This window comes from Fimbriimonas sp. LA-C6 (assembly GCF_055398105.1).
The window spans coordinates 26,698-48,489 of the sequence record NZ_AP038796.1 but is presented as its reverse complement, the minus strand read 5'-3'; the positions used below and the strand labels follow the sequence as shown (position 1 = coordinate 48,489).

Genomic DNA, 21,792 nt, shown 5'->3' with positions numbered 1-21,792 from the left:
CATGTTGCCGGAGCAATAACCATGAACGTGCCTCTTTCCAAGCCAATTGTCATCACTTCCTGCCTCATTGCGCTCGGTGGACTTGCACTTGGCATGCGGTCAAATCCCTTTACCTTCAAGAAAACAGAGAGCGATCTGGTCAAGGAGAAGGGACTGCCAAAGGCTGTAGAGAGTAGCATTCAGACGCTTGAGCAGCAATTGCAGCGACGTTTCCACGATCGAAATGACCTGTTCTTTGGATACGGGAGAGTTGTCCGCGCTTCAGGCCGTTTGCATGTAGGGCCAGTGACCCAGGACGCTCAGGTGGCCATGAGTTTAGGCCATGAAAAATACGATCCGACTCTACGTCAAGGGTTATTCCAGGCTGAGGATGGGAAATGGTATCCCACTAACAAACAAAAAGAAACGCTCTTGCCCGAAAATAGAGACGAGTCTGATGCAGTTAAAACTTTGCAGACTTCTGCATACGAAGTGAGTATCTACACGGCAGGCATGATGTCTCAAGCAAATGGCAAGACCAGACTGAAGGGCCCGGCTTATCTGCGTCAGCTTGGACCTGACGCACCTTCGGCCCGGGAGCTTGAATCAAGTTTTCAAGATGCTTGGAAGTCAGGGAGAGAACACGTGGTTTTAGACTTGCCGGATGGCACTCAATTGCGTTGCAGCCGCGTTGTTGCGGACGATGCATCGTGTGTTAACTGCCACTCTAAACCGATTGGACCTGAAGCCCACCTAGCAGTTGGGAAGCCTATAGGCATGTTTATCATCGCCTTGAAACCCAAGATCATGACTGTACAGCATGAAACCCTCTAATTTCTGACCCCGCACCCGAACTATTAGAAGGGACCGTTTCTACTATGTCTTTCACACAACTTTCAAAATCGATCACGCTGGGATTGTCTGCGCTTGCCGGAGTCACTACTGTTGCCATGACTTCTGGCCCATCCGCTGATGATCGGCTACCAAGATCGGTGGCCAGACACATTGCCACGCTGGAGGCCGCCCTACAACGTCGGTTTCACGACAAGAAAGATGTCGACTTTGGGTTCAATCGTGTTTCTCGTCCGGGGCAACGGCGTCATGTAGGGCCGACTACGTACATCGTTCCTAAAAACCGTGATCCGCGGATAGCTTCCTTCAACAACCCAAAACATCCGGGAGAGTTTTTGGCACGCGACGGGAAATGGTATCCCCTCCGACTCAATCGGCCGATGATGGAAGCCGAGTCTTCGCCTGAGCGGATCGCGATAGATGGACTGGTTCAGTCACAAGTGAATATCGCCATTTACACCGTCGAAACTTTACCGACTTCGGATGGTGCTGCAAGAGTCAAGGGCCCTGCATATATCACCATGACAGCTCCAGACGCGCCGAAACCCACCCTTCTACTGAAGAGCTTCCACGAGGCTTGGAAGACTGGGAAGGATCACGTTGTCCTAACGCAAGCGGATGGAACTGTTTTGTACTGCAGTCGAGTGAAGGCGGATGATAGGAGTTGCGTTACTTGCCATGCTGAATCTCTCGGCATTGACAAGCAGTTATCTCAGGAACCTTCAAAACGAGAGCAGATCATAAGCGAGTGGATTGGAAAGCCAGTTGGGATGTTCGTGATCGCAGTTCAGCGAAAGCCTCGATAGAATCGACCTGAACGGATTTTTGGAGCAAACCGGCCCAGGGGGTTTCCTTTCTGGGTGCGACCTGGGTATATTTTTAAACCTAGTCGGGGCATAGCTCAGCTTGGTAGAGCGCGTGCTTTGGGTGCATGAGGCCTTCGGTTCGAATCCGGATGCCCCGACCATTAAACGTTCACCCATCTCTTTTCTTGTGAACGTAAGTAGCTTTGTTACAAAGCCCTCATCGCTCAAGTTCGGAACCTAGTTCGAAAACTGAATACGAGTTAATGTATTCATCGCTTGTCGAATTTCAACCAGAGCCGCCTCGATGAGTCCTGTATGCGCTTGAGGATCATTTTGAAGTATTGCTATGAGAGCCTCGGGATCTGTGTCCAATAACGTTCTCAAGTTGTCATCCGCCATTCGCAAAGAGCGAGACACTGAGCGCAGAAGACGATTCGGATCGACTGAATCCGGTGCTGTGCAATCACTGGTCATTTTGTGACCATCCGTAGAATTGACGTAATTATAACTATCAACAAAATCCAACCTGTTGTTCATATTGTTTAAGCAGAAAACACAAGAACGCCTTAAGACGTTAAAAGTGATATCTCAAGCCTATACATGGCTTATGCCTCAAACAACTGCGTTTGGATCGATTCGCGGTAACCGATTCGGACCTCATAAAGATACTTGGTTTTGGAAGATCCGATGAATGATATCGATCAAAGTTAACCCAGAAACTTACAATTATTGACAATATCCACGAACATCATGGATATACTCGGCGGTTAAGGCGCCGAGTATATGAATTTTCTAACGCTTAATTGTGCGAGACCAAATCCCTTGTTGAATAGTTGGTAGTGGCTGACTGACTCCCTTAATTGAGTGCCATAGGATATCGTTGAGTTCTATGTCTGCTTTGCTCTCTTCCTCGAAGCGGGAGATGAGTTGTTCACTATCTTTTGATCGATAAGCCTTTGCACCATTGATAGCACCAATGATGGCCTTTGACGGCAAGATCGCTGAATAGGGCTCCTCATTCCCTGGCTTTGAAGTGAAGATATTCATGAGAGGTGCGGTTGCCACGTACTGATTGATCGGTTTAATACCCAACAGCACACTCATTGTTCGCAGCACGCTATCCGTGTTATAGAATCGACTATCGAGTCGATTCTTCTCGATCCAGGGGCTGATCACATACGCCGTTGACCGATGACAATCCACGTGATCGTAACCTGCCTGAGCGTCATCTTCTAGCACAAAGATCGCTGTGGTCTTCCAGTACGGACTCTTGCTTACCGCTTCAACCAACTGACCCACTGCGTAGTCGTTATCCGCAACACAGGCCTGGGGCGTATATTGTCCCTTTTGCGTACCGGAAGTGTGATCGCGGCCTAATCGGAGGAACGTCATCTTAGGGAAGGATTTCTTGGATACCTGTTCATTAAACTCTCGCAACCAAACCGACATTCTGCTCGGTTCGTGCAATCTTCCATAGCCAGTGAGCTGGACCGGTGCGGGAGGAAGGTCGTGTTTAACCCATGCATCGCTGTCTGCATAGGCAAGGTCGTAGCGTCGGAAATCCAGGCAGGTCTTGCCTACCAGAGCTTTCTTGTCTGGGGCATTGTCTTCGGCTAGGGGCTTGCCGTCTGGTCCCGTTTCTTTGGAACCGAACGCCGTAAACATTCCGTAGTTGCGGAAAGAGATGTTCTGCTTAAGACACTGGTCCCACAGATAGCCTCCGGCAGCTGTGGCTACATCTCTTTGATCGTCGAGATCTACTGCCGAGCCGTTGACGGTTCCTTCAAAATCATAGTTCCTGCCTCTCCCACTGTAGTTGTAGGGCACGTTTCTATTTGCGTAGGCATTCGTCATGCCGCTTGTTGACCAGTTCCACCCGTCTGCTGAGACTTCTGCACAAACATAGAAGTTATCAAGGAGAGCAAATCTGTCAGCTAAGGCATGTTGATTGGGTGTGATGTCTTTCCCGAACAGCGTCAGTTTCGGATCACCATTGCCCCTCTCCATATCGCCTAATACTTGATCATAAGTTCGGTTCTCTTTGACCACATAGATGACATGTTCGATACCAGGATTTACGAAACTCTTTTGGTCGTCGATTGAGGTCTGACCATTGTTCTTTAAAACTGCAAGTGTGCTTTCTTTTACGTTTGTCTTTGCTGAGTACACATCTGTGACACTCACGGTGCCTTCAAGAATATTGGGGGCGTATTGGCCCCAATCACGTACTGTCTGATTATTCGGATTTCTTTCCTGGACTCCTTTGGCATTTGCAACGAAAAGTCGCTGGCCATCTTTTGTTACTAAGACGGATGTGGGATCCCAGCCGGTGGGGAGATATCCCTCTACGCGATCAGCCTCAGCGTTGTAGATTGCAACGGCGTTAAGATCTGACATTGCCACGAAAACAGTTTTGCCGTCCGGAGTAACGGTTACACCTGTAGGTGTACTTCCTGGGAAGCCACGGAGATGCCCAGGTCTTAAAAGGACAGTCTTCTCGACCTTAAGGTTTGCGGTATTGACCACACTCAGCGTGTCGCTCATCGAGTTGGTAACGTAAAGATGCTTCTTAAAGGTATCCAGTGCAAGGCCGACGGGTCCAACCCCGGTCCGGATGGATTCAACCTTCAGGGTATCCGTGTCAATTACTTCCACGGAATCACCACCTTCTGCTGTCACAAAGAGCCTATTTGCAACGACCTCCATGGCAAGGGGGAACGATGCGATGTTAACGACTTTTTCTGACTTTAACTTCCGATCAATGATCGCTACTGAACCTTTGAACTTGTTGAAAGCATGGCTTTGGTTACAGACCACATAGAGGGTGTCGGCGTTTGGTCCGAACTGGAGCCCAGCAACGTGCCTTGAAATCTTTAATGGGTTATCGCTCTTTGCTAGCGCGACGTCTTCCAGGTGAGTCAGCTTTCCGTCTTTAAGATCATAAAGACTGATGAGATCCTCGGCACCTCGGGAAGCTGCAATTATTGTCTTGCCGTCATCTGTCACGGTCGCGGCCAATCCGTAATAAAGCCCTTGAGCTGCTCCCTTCTTGCTGGCTTCAAACGTCGTGCTGGAGATGAGAGCACCTGTTTTGGCATCCAAAACGCTTAGTTGCTCTCTAAACCCACAATTGGTCACCAGGACATAATTGCCGTCCGGTGAGAGAATCATGTTTATTGGATGGCTTCCGACTTCAGTCTGCGCGCCTTGAGGCGTAATTGCCTTTCCCGTGACGAGGAGTCGCTTATCGGCTAAATATCGAGCGGTGCCGACACCTGCCCCAAACAGACCTACCAAAGCAAGACTCAAAACACTGACCCATCGAAGCCTCATAGACGTTAGGTTACTGCTAAAAACACGGGTGCGATACGACAATAATCGACGCTTAACCTACTGCTTCCCACCGCAATTGGTCGGTAACATGGCAGAGCAATGGAAGTAATGGACTCGCAGGTGAATCTCAACGACGATGAGCACCGAGCCAATCGCACGGCAATGGATGCCGTGATGGCTGAATTTAGGGCGAAAACGGACGAAGCATTGGCTGGTGGCGGTGAACAGGCCGTTGCGAGACACAAGAAGCGCGGCAAGCTTCTCGCCCGAGAGCGAGTGGATGGGGTGATCGATCCAGGGTCTCCTTGGCTTGAGTTCAGCACGTTAGCCGCTAATGGCATGTATGACAACGAAGCTCCTGGCGCGGGGATCGTTACCGGCATTGGGCGCGTTCATGGTCGCGAGTGTGTTGTGATCGCGAATGACGCCACAGTAAAGGGCGGCACGTACTTCCCTCTCACTGTAAAGAAGCACCTTCGAGCACAAGAAATTGCCCTTGAGAACCGTCTGCCTTGCATCTATCTCGTTGACAGTGGCGGCGCCTTTCTTCATTTGCAGAGTGATGTCTTCCCTGACCGCGAACATTTTGGTCGAATCTTTTATAACCAGGCTCAAATGTCGAGCAAGGGTATTCCGCAGATTGCAGCCGTTTTGGGGTCCTGCACTGCGGGAGGCGCTTACGTTCCTGCAATGAGCGACGAGACCGTGATAGTGCGGAACCAAGGAACCATCTTCCTCGGAGGTCCACCTCTCGTCAAGGCCGCCACGGGCGAGGTTGTGAACGCAGAAGACCTCGGCGGTGCAGATGTTCACACACGTTTGAGCGGTGTTGCCGACCACCTAGCCGATGATGATGGACATGCCCTTGAGATTGTGAGGAACATCCTAGAGTCGCTCGGCCAGAAGCCTGTTAAGCCGGAGGCTGCCGAACCAGAAGAACCTCTTTACGATCCGAGTGAACTGTATTCGCTCGTCCCAAGCGACACCAAGCATCCGATGAACATTCGCGAGGTCATCGCCCGAATAGTGGACGGGTCTCGGTTCCAGGAGTTTAAAGCTCGATATGGCACAACTCTCGTTTGTGGATTTGCACGGTTTCATGGTCAGCTTGCTGGAATCATTGCAAACGATGGGATCTTGTTTAGCGAGTCCTCTTTGAAGGGAGCTCACTTCATTGAGCTTTGTTGCCAGCGAGGGATTCCGCTTGTGTTCTTGCAGAACATCACAGGCTTCATGGTGGGGCGCAAGTATGAAAACGAAGGCATTGCCAAAAATGGCGCGAAGCTCGTTACTGCTGTTAGCACAGCGTCCGTCCCCAAGTTTACGGTCATTGTAGGCGGCAGCTATGGCGCGGGTAACTACGGAATGTGTGGACGAGCTTTCGGTCCTCGTCAATTGTGGATGTGGCCGAATGCGAAGATCTCCATCATGGGAGGCGAACAGGCATCTAATGTTCTGCTGACCGTGAAGATGGACCAGTTGGCCCTTAAGGGAGAAACGATGAGCCAGGAACAGCAGGATGCCTTTCGAGCACCTACTCTTGCCCAGTACGCTACTGAGTCGTCCAGCTACTTCTCAACTGCCCGACTGTGGGACGACGGGATTATTGATCCGGTAGATACGCGTCGGATTCTTGCGTTAGGAATCGAGGCATCTCAGAATGCGCCGGCCCAGCCTGCTGGATTCAGCATGTTCCGCATGTAACGTGGTTGGACGATAAGGCAGGTTTTCAACTGTTCTGTAATTATTTTCATTTAAACAGTCCCCAAGAGTTAACCGTTGTAATCTGATTTACAATGCTTGGATTGATCTTGGGGACGCTGCTGTTCTCTGCCGATATGACCTCTTCGCTTTTGGATTCGACGCGTTGGACGATACGTTCCGATCACTCGATTGAGTGGAAGGTAAGGGGATCAAACCCTCACGAAGACCATGTTGAGATGAGCGGTCTGAAGGTGTCTGCCATTGTTCGGTATGGAGTGGATGCTACTGGCAATTTGAAACTAACTCGGCACGTTGTTTGGCCGATGTTGCGGACTGTGCCGAACAACACGCATGCGAGTCTGTCCCACGATTTCGCATTGGAGGCTTTTCCACGGATTACCTTTGATGGGCAACCTCTGGCTTCGGAGAAACCGAAGAGCTTCCAGCAACGTGGGCTTTTGACGATTGTAAGCAGATCTGGACCGTTAGAGATCACTCGCACGCTGTTCCCTTCGCGCACCTTGCCTGCGTTGCTTGAGAAGGTGAAGATTACGAATCGGGGTGCTAAGGCTGCATCGCTTTCTGTTTCACCTTTTGGAACTTCGTACACGACCGATCCTAAGAAGAACGTGGATGGCCCATTCCACATTGAATGCCAGGCACAGGGTGATGGGGAGAAGACTTTGGCGCCAGGCGCTTCTCATGAGTTCTGTTTGGTCTTCAAGGCGGCGGCGGTGGCTGCACCTGTTCCTTCAGTAAATATTGATGCTGAACTAAAGGACAGGGTTGCCTACATTGACTCTCTGTGGAAAGTTTGCGTCCTGGAAACCCCAGATCCCGTACTGAACTCGGCTTTTCGATTTTCCAAGATTCGAGCAGCTGAGAGCATTTACGCCACCAAAGGCGGGTTGATGCATGGACCAGGGGGCGGTAGCTACTATGCGGCGCTCTGGGCTAACGACCAGGCGGAGTATGCGAGTCCGTATTTTGCCTATCTTGGTGATAAGAACGGCGAGGAGTCGGGCATCAACTGCTATCGGCATTACGCTCGATTTATGAACCCAGAGTACAAGCCCATCCCATCGTCAATCATTGCAGAGGGTGTTGATACTTGGCATGGGGCTGGGGACCGAGGTGACGCGGCGATGATTGCGCATGGAGCAGCCCGGTATGCGATGTCCTGCGGGGATAGAGAGAAGGCTGAGGAACTCTGGCCTTTGATTGAGTGGTGCTTGGAGTTCTGCAACCGAAAACTGAACTCAGATGGAGTGATCGACAGCGATTCGGATGAGCTTGAAGGCCGCTTCCCTGCTGGCCAAGCAAACCTTTCGACTGCATGCTTGGCGTATGATGCTCTGCTATCTGCCGAATGGCTCAGTAAGGAACTGGATAAGCCTAATCCTGGCTATGCCAAACGTGCCGAGAAGTTGAAGTCCGCTATCAATCGGTTCTTTGGAGTTTCGGTTGAAGGGTTTGAGACCTATCGATACTTTGCAGAGAACACGACTCTTCGGGCATGGATCTGTTTGCCACTCGCGATGGGCATCGAGGACCGCGCCAAGGGGACGCTGGACGCTTTGTTCTCTCCGAAGCTTTGGACGATTGACGGCCTTGCAACTGAAGCTGGAAAGCCAGATTTCTGGGATCGCTCGACTCTATATGCTTTACGTGGCGCATTTGCCGCTGGGGATACCGAGCGGGCTCTTCATTACTTGAAGCAGTATTCAACTCGGCGGCATCTTTCCGAGCATGTTCCCTATCCGGTCGAGGCATACCCCGAGGGCGGTCAGCGGCATTTGTCGGCAGAGAGTGCTCTTTACGGGCGGATTTACATGGAAGGGATGTTTGGGTACCGGCCCACTGGGCTTCATTCGTTTGTATTGAACCCTCGACTTCCGGCCAACTGGTCTCGCATGGCTTTGCGGGGCTTGCATACCTCTGGCGCGGTTTTGGATGTTGTAGTGAGCCGCCGTGGAAAAGCAGTCCAGGTTCAGGTTCTATCTGGGAAGAAGGTCATCGCCAAAGGTTCGGCGGGGCCAATTGAGGTTCGTCTTTCGAGATAGGCTCCGCTAGTGTGCCTGCCGGCGGTAACAGCGTCGAGGATAGGTCCTCTCGAACACGTTGTAAGATTGTGCGTAGAACAGCGATGGTATGAGACAAGTAGAAAAATCCGAGCAAGAGTGGCGGTCGATCCTAACAGAGGAGCAGTTCCACGTTTTGCGCAATAAGGGTACGGAGCGGGCCTTCACCGGTGAGTTCTGGGACCACAAAGAGGATGGAATTTATGTTTGTGCAGGATGCGGCTCAGAGCTGTTTCGTTCTACCGAGAAGTTTGATTCCCGGTGCGGCTGGCCAAGTTTCTACGATGCTTTAGATAAGGATAAAGTTGAGGAGATCCTTGACACAACCCACGGAATGGTGCGGATGGAAGTTGTTTGCAAAGCTTGCGGCGGTCACCTGGGGCACGTGTTTGAAGATGCTCCCCATATGCCTACAGGCATGCGCTATTGTATTAACTCGCTTAGCTTAGGATTCAAAAGTAAAGAGTGAAGTGAAGAGTGTGGAGAGAACGGGCTCTCCACACTACGAAACTACTTTTTGTCTTTGGGTTTGTCCAATCCCTTTGGTCTGGCTGCATCGCGGCTTGCGATGTTCTTTGCTTCTTTTGCTTTTTGCGCGTCGGCATTGCCTGACGAGTTCTTTTTCGGTTTTCGGTCACCCATGAATTTCTCTTGAAGGCATCTCGATCAGAAACCTTTCGGACCGTGTCGTGGTTGTGGCCACACTTGAGTCTACGTCAGATCCCTCTGAGCAAAGACATCTTGTTCAACAAATGTCGATACTCAGAGAATTAGACAGGCAATTCTGGTGAGTAATTGGGCATGGTGTGATCCCAAAGCTGGGAGTAAACGCGATACACTACACGCAATGGTGCGTACTCGCGAGCTAGCGAAGCATTTTAAAGACCCAAAAATGGGTGTCGTCAAAGCTGTTGATGGCGTGAGCTTTGAGGCTCGCCCTGGGAAGATCTTTGGATTACTAGGAGTGAATGGCGCTGGTAAGACCACTACTTTGAGAATGCTCTCTACCGTCATATCCCCAACAGGTGGGAGTGCAGAGGTTGCAGGATTCGATGTAGTGAATGAACCGGAGAAGGTTCGGGCGAACATTGGTTTTCTCAGCACCTCTACTGCGCTGTATGGCAGGCTCACGGCGTTTGAGATGATTGACTATTTCGGCCGATTGTATGGACTACAGACCGTAGATAGGAAGAAGAAGATCGATGAGGTCATAGATAAGCTACAGATTGGTGAGTTTGCAGGACGACTTTGCGACAAGCTCTCTACTGGTCAGAAGCAGCGTGTGAGTATCGCTCGGACCATTCTTCACGACCCCCAAGTTCTATTCTTTGACGAGCCGACCGCTGGGCTCGACGTGGTCTCTAGTCAGACGGTCATGGAATTTATTGAGGAGGCCAGAGATCGGGGAAAAACCGTGATCTTCTCTACGCACATCATGAGTGAAGTGGAGCGGCTCTGTGATGAGATTGCTGTGATCCATGATGGGCAGCTAATGGGTAATGGCACTGTAAAGGAACTCAAAGAGTCCACAGGACAAGTCACTCTTGAGCAGGCGTTTCTCAAACTCGTCAAGTTCGAATCAACTTGGAAGAAGGACTCAGCATGAACCCCATTTACGAAGTCTTCCGGAAGGAAATGCGGGAAATGATCCGCGACAAGCGAGTAAGGTCCGGCGTGTTCATCATGCCAATTTTCGTGATCATGCTCATGATGAGCCTATTTGGGTTCATTAGTTCGAGCTTGTCTGAGAACAAGAAGCAAAAGGTCCACATAGTCAAGACGTCCAACCCGTTGGTCAACGAAGTTAGAAAGAAGTTTGACGTTGTGGAGGTCGCTGACGAGGCTACGGGTGTCCAGTTGATCAAAGATGGCAAGGCCCAGCTTCTTGCCGAGTTTCCGGATAAAGCGAATGCCAGTGGTCAAGAAACGATCACGCTACGATACGACGAGAAGGAACAGAAGTCCACAATCGTAAAGTCCCAGTTCATCCAAGCCTTTGCTCCTGCTATTCAGGCCAGGGTTGGAGCTGTTTTGATGCAAGCCAACCTTGATCTGTCGGTTTTGAAACTGATTGACTTTAAGGACCAGCCTGTAAAGGTTGGAGAAGGGCCTGGGGCCAACGGGTTCATCGTAGGGTTTCTTCCTTACATGATTGTTCTCTTTGCGTTCACGGGTGGTTTCAGCATTGCCTCTGACATGGTGGCCGGGGAGAAGGAAAAGAACACTCTGGAGACTCTGCTGATTGCTCCTGTGAAGCGGTTGCAGGTGGTGTTGGGTAAGTTCTTCGCTCTGAGCCTGGTTTGCCTTGCAAGCAGCTTAAACGCGCTCCTGGGGCTCGTATTGTCGTCTACCTTTAAGTTGCCCGGCTCGGAGATCATGTTCAGTACGGGCCTCGGGATTACGCTCAAAGCCGTTCTTTTAATCTTAGTGATGCTTTTGCCGCTTGTTGCCTTCTTTGCGAGCACTTTGGTGGCGGTTAGTTCCTATGCAAGGAACATGCGAGAAGCTCAGACTTATCTCGGGTTGCTGAACTTAGTGGTGATCATTCCAGCGGTGTTCAGCCAAGTTATTGGATTCACGGATTATGGCCAGCAGCTTTGGATCAACTTTATTCCAATCTTGAATACGGCAAATGGAATCCGGATGGCGCTACTCGGGAAGGCACAACTGGCTCCAGTGCTTATCACGGTAGGCCTTAGTACCGTTCTTGCAGCAGTGGCGCTGCAGGTTGCCATCTATCTATTTAAGAGAGAACAGGTCCTCGTCAGAGTCTAACGCTATCCGTTGTTGCTACTTGATAGCATCGCTGTGAGTCGCTGGCCCTGCTGTTGGTAAGTAGCCATTGCCGATTCCATGTTGGCAAACGTCGTTTTCAGTTCCTGGCGCCGAGTCACAAGCTTGGCGTTCAGGGTATCTGACTGCTTTTGTAAGTCATCAAGTTGGGTTTGTAACGACTTATTAACGGTCGTCATCAGGCCGTTAATCTTGTCCGTGAATCCGCTCAGCATGTTATTCACCTGAGCACCCATTCCGACACTAAACTGGAGACTTCCAACAGAACCGGCTGATGTGGCACTGACCTGAATCTGGAGTCCTGCAGTATTGGCATTGTTGTCGTTACCTGTTAAGAATCGACCCTGGCCGGTTGCTGGCTCGCCACCGATGGTGCCTGAAACATCGAGTCCTGCAACACTTGTTCCCTCACCACCCACACCAATTCCGCTGTTGGTCGAGGATGACATCTGATTGCTCACGACAGTGAAGTTGCCACTGCTTCCGTAACGTTTACTGTCGATTCTCAGCTTGCCACCGCTAAGGCTTGCGAACATCACGTCTTTTAGCTTTGCATCGCTGTTGATCTTATTGACAATCGATGTCGGCGTACTGCCTACATCAAGATTTAGACTGTAAGAAGAGGAGGCAAAGAGTCCACCTGTGAAGGTCAGTTTTTCGCTGGTGGTGCTTGGTCCTGTTTGAGCAGTACCTGCAACGAAGCTCTGTGTCGTTGCTGCTTGGTTGATTACTACTGCATAGCTTCCCGTTCCTGAGGACTTGGTGGCGCTTGTGGAGGACACGTACGAGAGATTGTTTGATGTGGAGGACCCCGTTGACTTAAACAGTGCTGCAACATCTGTTGGTGACGCTGAAATGGCCGCGTTCAAAACCGTGTTGTCGACAGTGATCTTCCCATCGGTGCCAAGCGAAAAACCGATTGCCGCTAGGTTGTTATATTTGGTTGCACCTGGAACATTGTTGAAGAGCATGTGGCTCAAACTACTCTGGACTTGGTTTGCAATGTTGTCTCCAAGCAGGGGGCCGCTTGAGTAGGTCTTTGTATCGAGCGTACTGTTCTGAGAGATGTATCCGATGATGTTGTTATATGCCGTGGCAAAGGCATTAATATTCTTTGCTACAGTCGAAGTATCTGTCGTAACGGAAAGCGTCGTTGGAACCACAGCTGGGCTTGTTGTACTTACCTTGAGCAGATTCAACGTGATGCCTGGAATTGCTGTCGTAACAGTGTTCGACGAACTTGTGAGTGCCACATTATCGAGAGAGTAGCTGGCATCTTGACCCGCAATGAGCTGATTTCCTGCTGCTTTCTGTACCACTCCAAGCGAGGAGAGAATTCCTCCTCCGTCAACCAGGGTCGGAGTGCTTGCGCCTGTAATGTCCAGGTTATATGAGGTGGTGCCCGAGGATGAAACGGTCGATCGAACTGTGGCTGTAACTCCCGTAATCCCAGCGGAGTTGATCTTGTCGGCCACGTTCTGCAACGTGTCCGTTGTTGGGTCAACCGTTACGCTTGTTCCGTTGATTGTAAAGGTTCCGGAGCTCATTCCAGTCCCACTCAACATTGACTGAATCGATGTTGAAGTGCTTGAAAAGGCGAAGCTCGTCGCACCATTTGTGATCGGCTTCGCGATCGCGTCGGCTCCCGTAACGAGGCCTAGTGAACCAAGAGCTCCTCCAGAAACATCCGCCATTTGGATCTTGTTTGATGCTCCTGAGGTAGTGGATGTCAGCGTTAAATAGGCCTTTCCTGCCCCGCCGTCAATTAAGCTCGCGATCACACCGGACTGGAGAGAGTTGATCTTGCTTGCGATGTTGGTAATTGAATCCGAAGCATTGATTTGGAGGGCCTTTCCGTTAATGACTGCGGTTCCTGTCAGGCCCATCGCATCGGTGGTGTTTGTCTGGGGTGAAGTAGCAACTTTCTGCGCTTGTGCGAGACTGTTAACCACTAAGCTGTAGTTTCCGGCAATCGCACCTGCAGTGCTCGCTACGGTCGCTACACTTGAATCGGAAGAGGAAGCTGCTACGACATTAAAAGCCGTGGAGGTATTGAGAGTGCCAGCTGCCTGAGCTAAGCTGCTCATCTGGCTGCTTAGCTGGGCGTAAACTGCTTGCTTAGTTGCAATGGTTTGCTGACTTTTCTGAATGGTCTGAAGCGGTATTGCCTCAACCTGAATGAGCTTATCAATGATCGAACTCGTGTCGATACCGCTACTCAAACCACCAAAAGTGATACCGGACTGGTTCCCAGTATTACTACCTGTAAGTGTTGTGCCGAGGCTGCTTGATATGCTCATCTATAACCCTCCAAACCCAATTGTTGGCAAAAAATAGAAAAACTTTATCAGGCGGCCATCAAGCCATATAGCGCGGAAGCCTCTTCCGTCTTTTCGGCTACGGCAACTGCAAACTCGTCGTACTTTTCTTGATCCATGCCCAACCAATCTAGAGCAATCGGATCGATTCCGATCGGAAATACGACCGGTGGCTGATAGTAGAGATACTTGGTCACCGCATCCGAAACGTGTACTGCATAGATGCTATGTTGCTCGTCGCCAGAAAATGGACCTTCATGATTGCCAATCATGTCGATTAGCACCTGTGGGAGCTTCCAGTTTTCTGCCATGAGCCGACCTACTTCAGCATGGTCCATCCCCAAAATTGCACGTTCGCACTCTTCGACGGACATGTTCTGCTTGGCTGCTCTTGCAATCACTTGGTCGTAAGCAGCAGTGAAGTTTGAGAAGAGGAAAAGTCTTCCAATGTCATGCAGCAGACCTCCGACGAACATGACTTCTGCCGTCTTCGGGTGAATGTTCTTGGTTTGGGAAAGAACCTGAGTTGCCGATGCTGTGGCGAAGGCGTGAAGCCAGAACGACTTGAGCGTTTCTTGTTGACGCGGCGTGCTGGCTTCGAACACTGACACAGATCCAACGCTTAGCACCAAGTTCCTGACTTGTTGCATCCCGAGGATCACAATCGCTTGTCCCACACTGGCAACTTGGCCCGACAACCCGTAATAAGCAGAGTTTACGACTTTAAGCACCTTAGATGTCAGTGCTTGGTCGCTTGAGAGATGCTCCTCAACCCTTGCTGCGCTTGGTTCACTTTTGTTCGTCTCGTCGACGACTTTCATGACAGCATCCGGCAGTGCCGGAAGCTGTTTGAGCGATTTTTCAATACTACGGGTTATAAAACTATTCGAGCCAAATTGGGACATTTCTTTACCTGCGCTCCAGTGCGAGGACGCCGTTCACATCGACGATCAGAGCGACATTTCCATTTCCGAGAATGGTTGCACCGCTGATTCCGCGGACATCTCCACAGAAACGGTTCAACGACTTGATGACAACCTCTTGTTCGCCAATGAGACTGTCTACAACCAAGCCCACGCGCTGGTCAGCCAATCCGACGATGACGACGTAGAACCCGCTGCTTTGCTCTTCTTCAACGAAGTTTCTCGTTGTGAAGATCTTGCGCAGTCTTACTAGTGGCGTCGTCATTCCACGAATCACGATCACTTCGTTCTGGTTAATCGTCTGGATCTGGTCTTCCTCCACCAACAAGGTCTCCACAACGGAACCCAGAGGCAGAACGTAAGCAACCCCACTTACTCGAACAAGCAGGCCTCGAATGATGGCCAGTGTTAGAGGTAGCCGGAGTTGGAAGCGACTTCCCTCTCCCAGTGTTGTTTCGAGATCGATCAGGCCTCCAAGTTTGTGGATGTTGGATCGAACAATGTCCATTCCTACACCACGACCGCTCACTTCTGTGACTTCTGCTGCGGTGCTGAGGCCGCTGGCGAAAATGAGTTGGAGCGCGTCCTTCTCGGACATGCGGTCAGCCTGGTCTTGCGTGATGACGCCTGACTCAAGAGCCTTTTTCTTCACACGTGCCGCATCGATACCGGCGCCGTCATCGATGATCTCAATGACGATGTGGTTCTCTTGGTGGCGTGCACTGACAACGACCTTTCCAACTCGAGGCTTCCCTAGTTTTTCGCGAGCATCGGGCATTTCGATGCCGTGATCGATCGAGTTTCGAAGGATGTGAAGCAATGGATCGCCGATAACTTCGATGACGCTTCGATCAAGTTCTGTTTCTCCACCGACGAGTTCGAGCTTGACTTCTTTGTTCAGCTTCTGAGCAAGATCTCGAATCATTCGAGGGAATCGGTTGAACACCGTCTCAATAGGGAGCATTCTTGCCTTCATCAACTGGTCTTGGAGATCGCTCGTAATTCGAGTGATGTGGCCGACCGTTTCGGCTAGAGCTTCAATATTTGAGTCCATCTCATACCGAGATGCCAATACTGCCCCAATCTGCGCGATTCGAGTTCGATCGATGACTAGCTCACCAACGAGGTTCATGAGTTCATCGAGACGTGCTACGTCAACACGGACAGTTTGGTTGGATTCAATCTTCTTTCCGGTTGGTGCTGCCGTTGGCGTCGGAGTTTGCGGAGCCGCGGGTGCAGGTGCTACAGGTGCCTTCGTTGGAGTGACCTCTGCGGTAACTTCCTTGTCCCCATCATCTTCTTCTGCGGCCTGCGGCGAAGTTGCGGTCTCAGTTACCGGAGCTTTAGTTGCCTGAGCATGATCTTGCGGTTTATACGTGAAGATATCGTAGGAGTCGATTTCCGCAATTCCTGCAAACTTAGTCTTCATGACAGCAGGTCCATCGGTGTGATGGAACCATAGATCAAACTGAAGATCGAATTTCTCTTCCTCAAGCGTCTCGGTATCCGGTACGCAAGCGAGAAGTTCGCCGCCGTCTTGAATGAGGTTGATCGCCATAAACGCGCGAACAAACTTCATGACACAATCCGGTCTTAGATTGAAATTGGCGTGATAGACAGGCTTTTGCCCGGATGCGATATCAAGTGCATCTAAAACGTTTGCGGGAAGGAGAGGTGAAGATTCTTCCGTTACTTCAACTGTTTGGCCATCCACAACCTTTGGTGCCGAAGCGCCATTCTGTAGCGCTTGCAGATGCTGGACAAGAAGGGTTGCGTCGATCGCGTCGCCTTGACCGTTGGTAATTGCATCCTTCATGTCTCGCAGGGTGTCTTGGCACTTAAGAAGCGCATTTGCAATCTCAGTGTTGAGCGCCAGGTGTCCGCCGCGTAGGGCGTCCAACATATTTTCCATCTCGTGCGTGACGCCTGCGAGATTGGAGAAGCCCATTGCACGGCTGCTACCCTTGAGGGTGTGTGCAGCTCGGAAGATCGCGCTCATTCGATCCGTAGACGGATCTTCCTCCAAGCGGATCGTCTCTTGTTCGAGAATCTCGAGTTGCTCTTCCGCCTCTTGGAGGAAGAGATCGAGATACTGTGTCATATCCAGGTCAGAACTCATTCTTTAAACTCCTTTTGTTTAAGCAACCAGTGCTTTGTCGAGATCAAGTAACGTGATCAATCGATCGTTCTGCTTTGCGACACCGCGAACAAATTCGGTTGACATATTCGTTACAAGCGTTGGCGTCTTCTCAGTGGATTCCTCTGTAACACTAAGGACTTCGCAGACTTCGTCTACGACGATTCCAACATTGCCTTGCTCACTTTCGACCACAATGATTCGGGTGGTGTCTGTATCGTTGGCTGCTGGTAGGCAGAAACGAGCTCTGAGATCCACCACGGGAATCGTCTTTCCGCGCAGGTTTACCAACCCGCGGATGTGTGCTTCCGTTTGAGGAATAGGTGTGATTTCTCTGAGACGAATGATTTCGTTGACGCGAAAGATATTAATTCCGTAGTTTTCCGAATCGAGTCGGAAGACAACCATCTGTTCTTCTGAACCTTGTGTAGCGACTGATGACATGACCTGACCTCCAAGACTTGCTACTGGTATGTTTGGCAGCACGAAGCCGTTTCCTCACGTCATCTTCAAACTTGTAAATAGAAACTATGGCAATTAGACTTATCACCATCGATTTGGACGGAACTACGCTTACTACTGGCAGAGTTCCGCACTCGGATACCCAGGCTGCTGTCGCCAGAGCAACGGAACTTGGTCTGTGCGTTGTTCCGGCGAGTGGCCGCCTATCTACAACCATGTGGCCGCACGTTGAGAAAATAGGCACACGGGGCCCCATTATCTGTTGCAACGGCGCACTGATCCTCGATGAGAACAAGAAGGTTCTTCGGAGTCGGCCGGTTCCCAAGAAAGCACTCGAGATCGTTGGCAAATACGCTATCGATCAGGGCGTTCATGTGAGTGTTTACACCCTAACTGAGATGCACTTCCTCACTGATACGCCGTATGGCCGAACCTATGTGAGCAGAACCGCCCAACTTCGTCCCGAGGTCAAGTCTGTGAAAGCCCTCGAACATGAACCATTGTTTAAGATTCTTGTGGTTGATGATCCAGAGAAAATTCCGTTGCACCGAAAGAACCTGTCTGAACTTCTCACAGAAATTGACATCCGCATGACTGAATCCGAGCCAGAATTTCTCGAAATTCTTGAAGGTTCCGTCAGCAAGGGTACGGCGTTGCAGTTCTTGGCCAATCATCTCAACATCAAACAAGAGGAAACAGCCGCCATTGGGGACTATTTGAACGATGTTGAGATGGTCCAATGGGCAGAAGTAGGTGGGGCGGTGGCGAACGCCCACGAAGAACTCAAGGCAGTTGCAACCATCTTGGCTCCATCGAACGATGATGGCGGCGCGGCATGGTTCATTGACTACATCTGCACAAATAGGCAAGAATAGCGGTGGATTTGGTTTCCTAGGTGAAAAATACGATGTACTTACTTCGGAGAGCACTGATCGTCATCTGCAGCATGATGCTTGCAGCGGTGTCAATGGCCGGAACATTGACCGTGACTTCTCCGTCGAGTGGAGACTTCCTCGGAAAATCGAACACGATTAAGTTCATTATTAAGAGTGCGGTAAAGAAGGTATCTGTAAGCGCGGTCGTTTCAAACGCAGGTGGAACAGTTACTACAATCACTCCTCAAGATTTCGATCCTGACTCCAGTGGGACCATTTCTGGCAGTCTTTCGCTCAACTTCGGGAATAACTTCACCGAGGGCGATTTTACAATCACAGTTAAGGCTACTGAGGAAGGAGCCACGTACCCTGACACGGCCATTAACGTCAAGGTTGATCTGGTTGCACCTAAGTTTCTAGAGATTAGCCCGGTCAATACGACCTTCGTTAGGGGCATAGTTCCTATTCGGGCAACGATCAAAGAAGCGAACATCAAGGATTGGACCGTGCAAGTCAACGGGCAAGACCTACCTGGAAACTCTGGAACGACGAACTTTGTTAGCGTCGATTGGGACACGACAAACGTCCAGAATGACGGTGATCAAACCATTACGATCAATGTTCGAGACAAAGCTGGCAACACTGCTTCGCAGACAATTCATGTGACCCTCGATCGAGTCAAGCCGATTTTGACGCTGGTTTATCCGCGGTCAGATACGAAGCTGGTCTCGAATCAAACGATCACTGTGATTGTTGATATACAGGATGCGTCGAGTTCAAGCGTCGATAAGACGGGCGTTGATGTGATCTATAAGCGAACTGATGGGGTTCAGTTGGGACGGGCCACACTCGTGTCTGCTCGCTCTACTGGGTCCAACACGCTTAGGTGGACAGGCCGTATCACTTATCGAGCTGGACGCTTGCCTAGTACGTTTAAGATCGTCGTGTCTGCAATCGACCGTGCTGGGAACTCCGCGGTCCCCCAAGAAGTTCTGATTAACTTCACCCGATAAACAGATTTATATAGAGGGAATACAGGAAAAGCAAAGTATGGCAATCGCATTTAAAGTCGGATTTATCGTTGCAGGAGGAGCACTGCTCACCGTGACGTCATATACTCAAGTTCCAGACCTGCTCAATGCACTGGACGCAGGTGGACGATCGATGGGGCAAGGCGGCTCGCTCAACGTAACGAACGCCGACACATTGTCATCTTTTTATAACCCAGCGGGACTTGGATACATCGACTCCAGAACTGTTGCCATCGCTTATCGAAACCTTCCTGAGTCTCGATCCAGCATCACAGGTACTCGAACCGATCCACGATTCTCGACGAACCCATCCAAGGGGAGTTCAGTGATCAGCCACCTTGGTTATGCTGTTCCACTGAAAGACCTTCAGAAAGGTGGGCAAGGCACACTAGCCTTCTCCTACACTCTTGGCGGATATGTTCGAGACATCGCCACAGGACCGGCAAGTGGCCTGCCAGATGGCTCTGTGACCATCAACAACTATCAGCGAACGCTGGAAGCGAGAGCGGACTACTATACGGTGGCCTATGGGCGAACGAACTCTTCCCAAACCACCAGCTATGGTCTTGGACTGATCTTTGTCCAGCAGAAGATCGATTTCGAAGAAACAGGCTCTGCACCTGTAACGCTTCCCTCCGTAAGTTCAACTGGAAACGGTTTCGGGGCTGTTCTCGGAGCGCAGTACGTTCCTGCAAAGATGCCGAATATGAGTTTCGGTATCAGCTATCGCACTGAGATCAATCTCTCGAACAACTCAAGCACCGCGGATCTATATGACAAGATCCCAGCCCGACTGATTGCTGGTGCTTCTTACAGAAGAGACAACCTTCGCGGTGGCAAGGATTTCGCTGTGTTTGGTGCTCAGTTCCAACACTTCTTCTCCGCAAACAACAGCATTGCCTTTCCACGTGATGCGCAGACAACCTTTGGTTTTGGAGTCGAGTACAACTACGCTTTCGAAAATTACTTCGTCCCGGTCCGACTTGGCTATGTTGCAGTGCCATCTGGCGGAAATGGCTTCGGACGACGCAATTCGTTCACTTACGGAATTGGCTACAAGCCATCAAACTCTAACTACGGTATCGATCTAAACTGGGCAACAGCTGAGGGTGGCGGTACCGATTTTGCAATCAGCGCAACGTATAGGTTCAAGTAATGAAGACTGTTCGATCATGGATGATATTGATGCTGGCGGCCTTTTCGGCCGGCAGTTTCGCCCAAGCGTGGATGCAGCCGTATGAAGCCGGCCTTAAGGCAGCAAAGTCTGGAAACTGGCAGCTTGCGAAAGACTCCTTTAAGCAAGCAATTGCTAACCGACCTGACGACTATGCAACGGCAACTCTCTTGCCTGGACCTCCGACCGAGCAGAGAAAGTGGCGGAACGGCTCACCCTACTCGCCCAATTTTCTTTCTGCCTACAGTGGCTATCGGTCTGCGCTTACCATTACTGATACAACTGAGCAGGGCAACCAACTGAGATCTTCGGCATCTGAGTTTGAAACGCTGTTGGCGAAGAATCAGAGCAGCAAAGAGACCTACTTCTTCCTTGACGTAATCTACACTCGGCTGGGGGACACACAGAAACGACTTGCTGCTTCCGAAAAAATGGCGAAGCTGAATGGCAAGCTAGATTGGAAGGTTGATACGGAAGTGGTTGCGCCGGAAGAGTTGGCGGCGATCAATGTCAACCAGACAACCCCTGGCAACACGGTATCAAATCCAATTGTCACGCCAGGCACGACCGCTCCTCAACCCGGAGTTACTGTGGTGACTCAGCCAGGCATGATTCCTACCCTCAGCAATAAGTTTGCGCTGGTAGTTGGTCAGGGAGCGAGCAAGCTGAATTCTGAAATCACCTATGGCGCTTCGGATGCACAAGCCGTCCGAGATGCTCTTGTGAGTTTTGCTGGGTATCCCCAAGAGAACGTCGATCTTGTTACGAATGCCACTGCGGCCCAGATTATGGCAAGCGCTAAAGCAATCGCAGATAGAGTTCCACAAGACGGCGTCGTGTTCATCTACTTCACGGGGGCAGGCGTAAATCTGAATGGCAAGGACTTTCTAGCCGGGATCGATACTGAGTCTGCGAACGACACTGCTTCAATGGTCTCGAAGTCCGATCTTTACAAAATGTTCATGGCCAAAGGCGCACGCATTTTCGCGTTTTACCAAGCGAACCGCCCGACGGTTAACGGCTTCTACTTTGGATCCGAACAACCTCTTGTGGGAGCTATTGCGCAAACTCAAGCAACGTTGCAAGATGATTCCATTAGTACGATTATTCGCAATGGAAAACAGGTAGGTATTTATACGGATGCCGTTGTAGCCGCATTAAGCGATCTGCGATCAAACCGAATTCCAATCATGGAGTTTGGCTGGCAAGTCTTCTACAAAATTAGGCGTGGAAACACCGGTTCCACGGGGGGAGCGAGCAGACAAACACCTACTTTGCCCCAGTTGATCAACATCGCAGCAGACGCACGATTCTGAGAAACTAA

General features: G+C 50.6%; 17 protein-coding genes and 1 tRNA gene. 12 read left to right on the top strand and 6 right to left on the bottom strand.

The window, feature by feature from the left end:
- Positions 1-21 precede the first annotated feature (21 nt).
- The 3 genes from ACZ51B_RS00210 to ACZ51B_RS00200 all read left to right on the top strand — a co-directional run bounded on the left by ACZ51B_RS00210 (position 22) and on the right by ACZ51B_RS00200 (position 1,798).
- On the top strand, positions 22-813 hold the full coding sequence (locus tag ACZ51B_RS00210) for a hypothetical protein (protein ID WP_464295219.1): 792 nt from the start codon (positions 22-24) through the stop codon (positions 811-813).
- A 44-nt stretch (positions 814-857) separates the two neighbouring features.
- Positions 858-1,637: a hypothetical protein gene (locus ACZ51B_RS00205; protein ID WP_464295218.1), complete on the top strand. Its 780-nt coding sequence runs from the start codon at positions 858-860 to the stop codon at positions 1,635-1,637.
- A gap of 84 nt (positions 1,638-1,721) precedes the next feature.
- Positions 1,722-1,798: transfer RNA gene (locus tag ACZ51B_RS00200), tRNA-Pro, on the top strand.
- A gap of 631 nt (positions 1,799-2,429) precedes the next feature.
- Here ACZ51B_RS00200 and ACZ51B_RS00195 read toward each other — a convergent pair.
- On the bottom strand, positions 2,430-4,970 hold the full coding sequence (locus tag ACZ51B_RS00195) for a bifunctional YncE family protein/alkaline phosphatase family protein (protein WP_464295217.1): 2,541 nt from the start codon (positions 4,968-4,970) through the stop codon (positions 2,430-2,432).
- Between the two features lie 99 nt (positions 4,971-5,069).
- Here ACZ51B_RS00195 and ACZ51B_RS00190 point away from each other — a divergent pair, with 99 nt between their 5' ends.
- The 3 genes from ACZ51B_RS00190 to msrB all read left to right on the top strand — a co-directional run bounded on the left by ACZ51B_RS00190 (position 5,070) and on the right by msrB (position 9,224).
- Positions 5,070-6,674: a carboxyl transferase domain-containing protein gene (locus ACZ51B_RS00190; RefSeq protein ID WP_464295216.1), complete on the top strand. Its 1,605-nt coding sequence runs from the start codon at positions 5,070-5,072 to the stop codon at positions 6,672-6,674.
- A 92-nt stretch (positions 6,675-6,766) separates the two neighbouring features.
- On the top strand, positions 6,767-8,737 hold the full coding sequence (locus tag ACZ51B_RS00185) for a glucosidase family protein (RefSeq protein WP_464295215.1): 1,971 nt from the start codon (positions 6,767-6,769) through the stop codon (positions 8,735-8,737).
- Between the two features lie 88 nt (positions 8,738-8,825).
- Positions 8,826-9,224, top strand: a complete 399-nt coding sequence (msrB, locus tag ACZ51B_RS00180) for a peptide-methionine (R)-S-oxide reductase MsrB (RefSeq protein WP_464295214.1) — start codon at positions 8,826-8,828, stop codon at positions 9,222-9,224.
- A gap of 41 nt (positions 9,225-9,265) precedes the next feature.
- Here the strand turns inward: msrB and ACZ51B_RS00175 are convergent, their stop codons facing one another.
- Complete coding sequence (locus tag ACZ51B_RS00175) at positions 9,266-9,397, bottom strand: hypothetical protein (protein WP_464295213.1); 132 nt, start codon at positions 9,395-9,397, stop codon at positions 9,266-9,268.
- Between the two features lie 205 nt (positions 9,398-9,602).
- Here ACZ51B_RS00175 and ACZ51B_RS00170 point away from each other — a divergent pair, with 205 nt between their 5' ends.
- Together ACZ51B_RS00170 and ACZ51B_RS00165 are read left to right on the top strand one after the other, a co-directional pair.
- The gene (locus ACZ51B_RS00170) at positions 9,603-10,361 is read left to right on the top strand and encodes an ABC transporter ATP-binding protein (RefSeq protein ID WP_464295212.1); all 759 of its coding nucleotides are present in this window, start codon (positions 9,603-9,605) and stop codon (positions 10,359-10,361) included.
- Complete coding sequence (locus ACZ51B_RS00165) at positions 10,358-11,530, top strand: ABC transporter permease (RefSeq protein WP_464295211.1); 1,173 nt, start codon at positions 10,358-10,360, stop codon at positions 11,528-11,530. The genes ACZ51B_RS00170 and ACZ51B_RS00165 overlap by 4 nt, the downstream gene beginning before the upstream one ends.
- Before the next feature lie 2 nt (positions 11,531-11,532).
- Here the strand turns inward: ACZ51B_RS00165 and fliD are convergent, their stop codons facing one another.
- Genes fliD through ACZ51B_RS00145 form a run of 4 tightly spaced genes read right to left on the bottom strand, consistent with a single transcriptional unit; the run spans position 11,533 to position 17,370 of the window.
- Positions 11,533-13,848 carry a flagellar filament capping protein FliD gene (gene fliD / locus ACZ51B_RS00160; protein ID WP_464295210.1) on the bottom strand — a complete coding sequence of 772 codons (2,316 nt, stop codon included), beginning with the start codon at positions 13,846-13,848 and terminating at the stop codon, positions 11,533-11,535.
- A 47-nt stretch (positions 13,849-13,895) separates the two neighbouring features.
- A complete protein-coding gene (locus ACZ51B_RS00155; protein ID WP_464295209.1) occupies positions 13,896-14,771 on the bottom strand; it encodes an HDOD domain-containing protein in 876 nt (291 codons plus the stop codon).
- A gap of 4 nt (positions 14,772-14,775) precedes the next feature.
- Positions 14,776-16,908, bottom strand: a complete 2,133-nt coding sequence (locus ACZ51B_RS00150; protein WP_464295208.1) for a chemotaxis protein CheW — start codon at positions 16,906-16,908, stop codon at positions 14,776-14,778.
- A gap of 18 nt (positions 16,909-16,926) precedes the next feature.
- Positions 16,927-17,370: a chemotaxis protein CheW gene (locus ACZ51B_RS00145; protein ID WP_464295207.1), complete on the bottom strand. Its 444-nt coding sequence runs from the start codon at positions 17,368-17,370 to the stop codon at positions 16,927-16,929.
- Between the two features lie 86 nt (positions 17,371-17,456).
- On the opposite strand from ACZ51B_RS00145, the gene ACZ51B_RS00140 reads away from it, so the two are divergent.
- Genes ACZ51B_RS00140 through ACZ51B_RS00125 form a run of 4 tightly spaced genes read left to right on the top strand, consistent with a single transcriptional unit; the run spans position 17,457 to position 21,784 of the window.
- Positions 17,457-18,263, top strand: a complete 807-nt coding sequence (locus ACZ51B_RS00140) for an HAD family hydrolase (protein WP_464295206.1) — start codon at positions 17,457-17,459, stop codon at positions 18,261-18,263.
- A gap of 32 nt (positions 18,264-18,295) precedes the next feature.
- On the top strand, positions 18,296-19,276 hold the full coding sequence (locus ACZ51B_RS00135; RefSeq protein ID WP_464295205.1) for a hypothetical protein: 981 nt from the start codon (positions 18,296-18,298) through the stop codon (positions 19,274-19,276).
- A gap of 37 nt (positions 19,277-19,313) precedes the next feature.
- On the top strand, positions 19,314-20,450 hold the full coding sequence (locus ACZ51B_RS00130) for a hypothetical protein (protein WP_464295204.1): 1,137 nt from the start codon (positions 19,314-19,316) through the stop codon (positions 20,448-20,450).
- Positions 20,450-21,784 (top strand): caspase family protein, encoded by a 1,335-nt coding sequence (locus ACZ51B_RS00125; RefSeq protein WP_464295203.1) that lies wholly within the window; start codon positions 20,450-20,452, stop codon positions 21,782-21,784. The genes ACZ51B_RS00130 and ACZ51B_RS00125 overlap by 1 nt, the downstream gene beginning before the upstream one ends.
- The last annotated feature ends 8 nt before the right edge of the window (positions 21,785-21,792 follow it).

Excerpts from the sequence above, each read along its gene's own strand:
- ACZ51B_RS00210 (WP_464295219.1), top strand. The coding sequence starts at position 22 with ATGAACGTGCCTCTTTCCAAGCCAATTGTCATCACTTCCTGCCTCATT.
- ACZ51B_RS00205 (WP_464295218.1), top strand. The coding sequence starts at position 858 with ATGTCTTTCACACAACTTTCAAAATCGATCACGCTGGGATTGTCTGCG.
- ACZ51B_RS00195 (WP_464295217.1), bottom strand. The coding sequence starts at position 4,970 with ATGAGGCTTCGATGGGTCAGTGTTTTGAGTCTTGCTTTGGTAGGTCTG.
- ACZ51B_RS00190 (WP_464295216.1), top strand. The coding sequence starts at position 5,070 with ATGGAAGTAATGGACTCGCAGGTGAATCTCAACGACGATGAGCACCGA.
- ACZ51B_RS00185 (WP_464295215.1), top strand. The coding sequence starts at position 6,767 with ATGCTTGGATTGATCTTGGGGACGCTGCTGTTCTCTGCCGATATGACC.
- msrB (WP_464295214.1), top strand. The coding sequence starts at position 8,826 with ATGAGACAAGTAGAAAAATCCGAGCAAGAGTGGCGGTCGATCCTAACA.
- ACZ51B_RS00175 (WP_464295213.1), bottom strand. The coding sequence starts at position 9,397 with ATGGGTGACCGAAAACCGAAAAAGAACTCGTCAGGCAATGCCGACGCG.
- ACZ51B_RS00170 (WP_464295212.1), top strand. The coding sequence starts at position 9,603 with ATGGTGCGTACTCGCGAGCTAGCGAAGCATTTTAAAGACCCAAAAATG.
- ACZ51B_RS00165 (WP_464295211.1), top strand. The coding sequence starts at position 10,358 with ATGAACCCCATTTACGAAGTCTTCCGGAAGGAAATGCGGGAAATGATC.
- fliD (WP_464295210.1), bottom strand. The coding sequence starts at position 13,848 with ATGAGCATATCAAGCAGCCTCGGCACAACACTTACAGGTAGTAATACT.
- ACZ51B_RS00155 (WP_464295209.1), bottom strand. The coding sequence starts at position 14,771 with ATGTCCCAATTTGGCTCGAATAGTTTTATAACCCGTAGTATTGAAAAA.
- ACZ51B_RS00150 (WP_464295208.1), bottom strand. The coding sequence starts at position 16,908 with ATGAGTTCTGACCTGGATATGACACAGTATCTCGATCTCTTCCTCCAA.
- ACZ51B_RS00145 (WP_464295207.1), bottom strand. The coding sequence starts at position 17,370 with ATGTCATCAGTCGCTACACAAGGTTCAGAAGAACAGATGGTTGTCTTC.
- ACZ51B_RS00140 (WP_464295206.1), top strand. The coding sequence starts at position 17,457 with ATGGCAATTAGACTTATCACCATCGATTTGGACGGAACTACGCTTACT.
- ACZ51B_RS00135 (WP_464295205.1), top strand. The coding sequence starts at position 18,296 with ATGTACTTACTTCGGAGAGCACTGATCGTCATCTGCAGCATGATGCTT.
- ACZ51B_RS00130 (WP_464295204.1), top strand. The coding sequence starts at position 19,314 with ATGGCAATCGCATTTAAAGTCGGATTTATCGTTGCAGGAGGAGCACTG.
- ACZ51B_RS00125 (WP_464295203.1), top strand. The coding sequence starts at position 20,450 with ATGAAGACTGTTCGATCATGGATGATATTGATGCTGGCGGCCTTTTCG.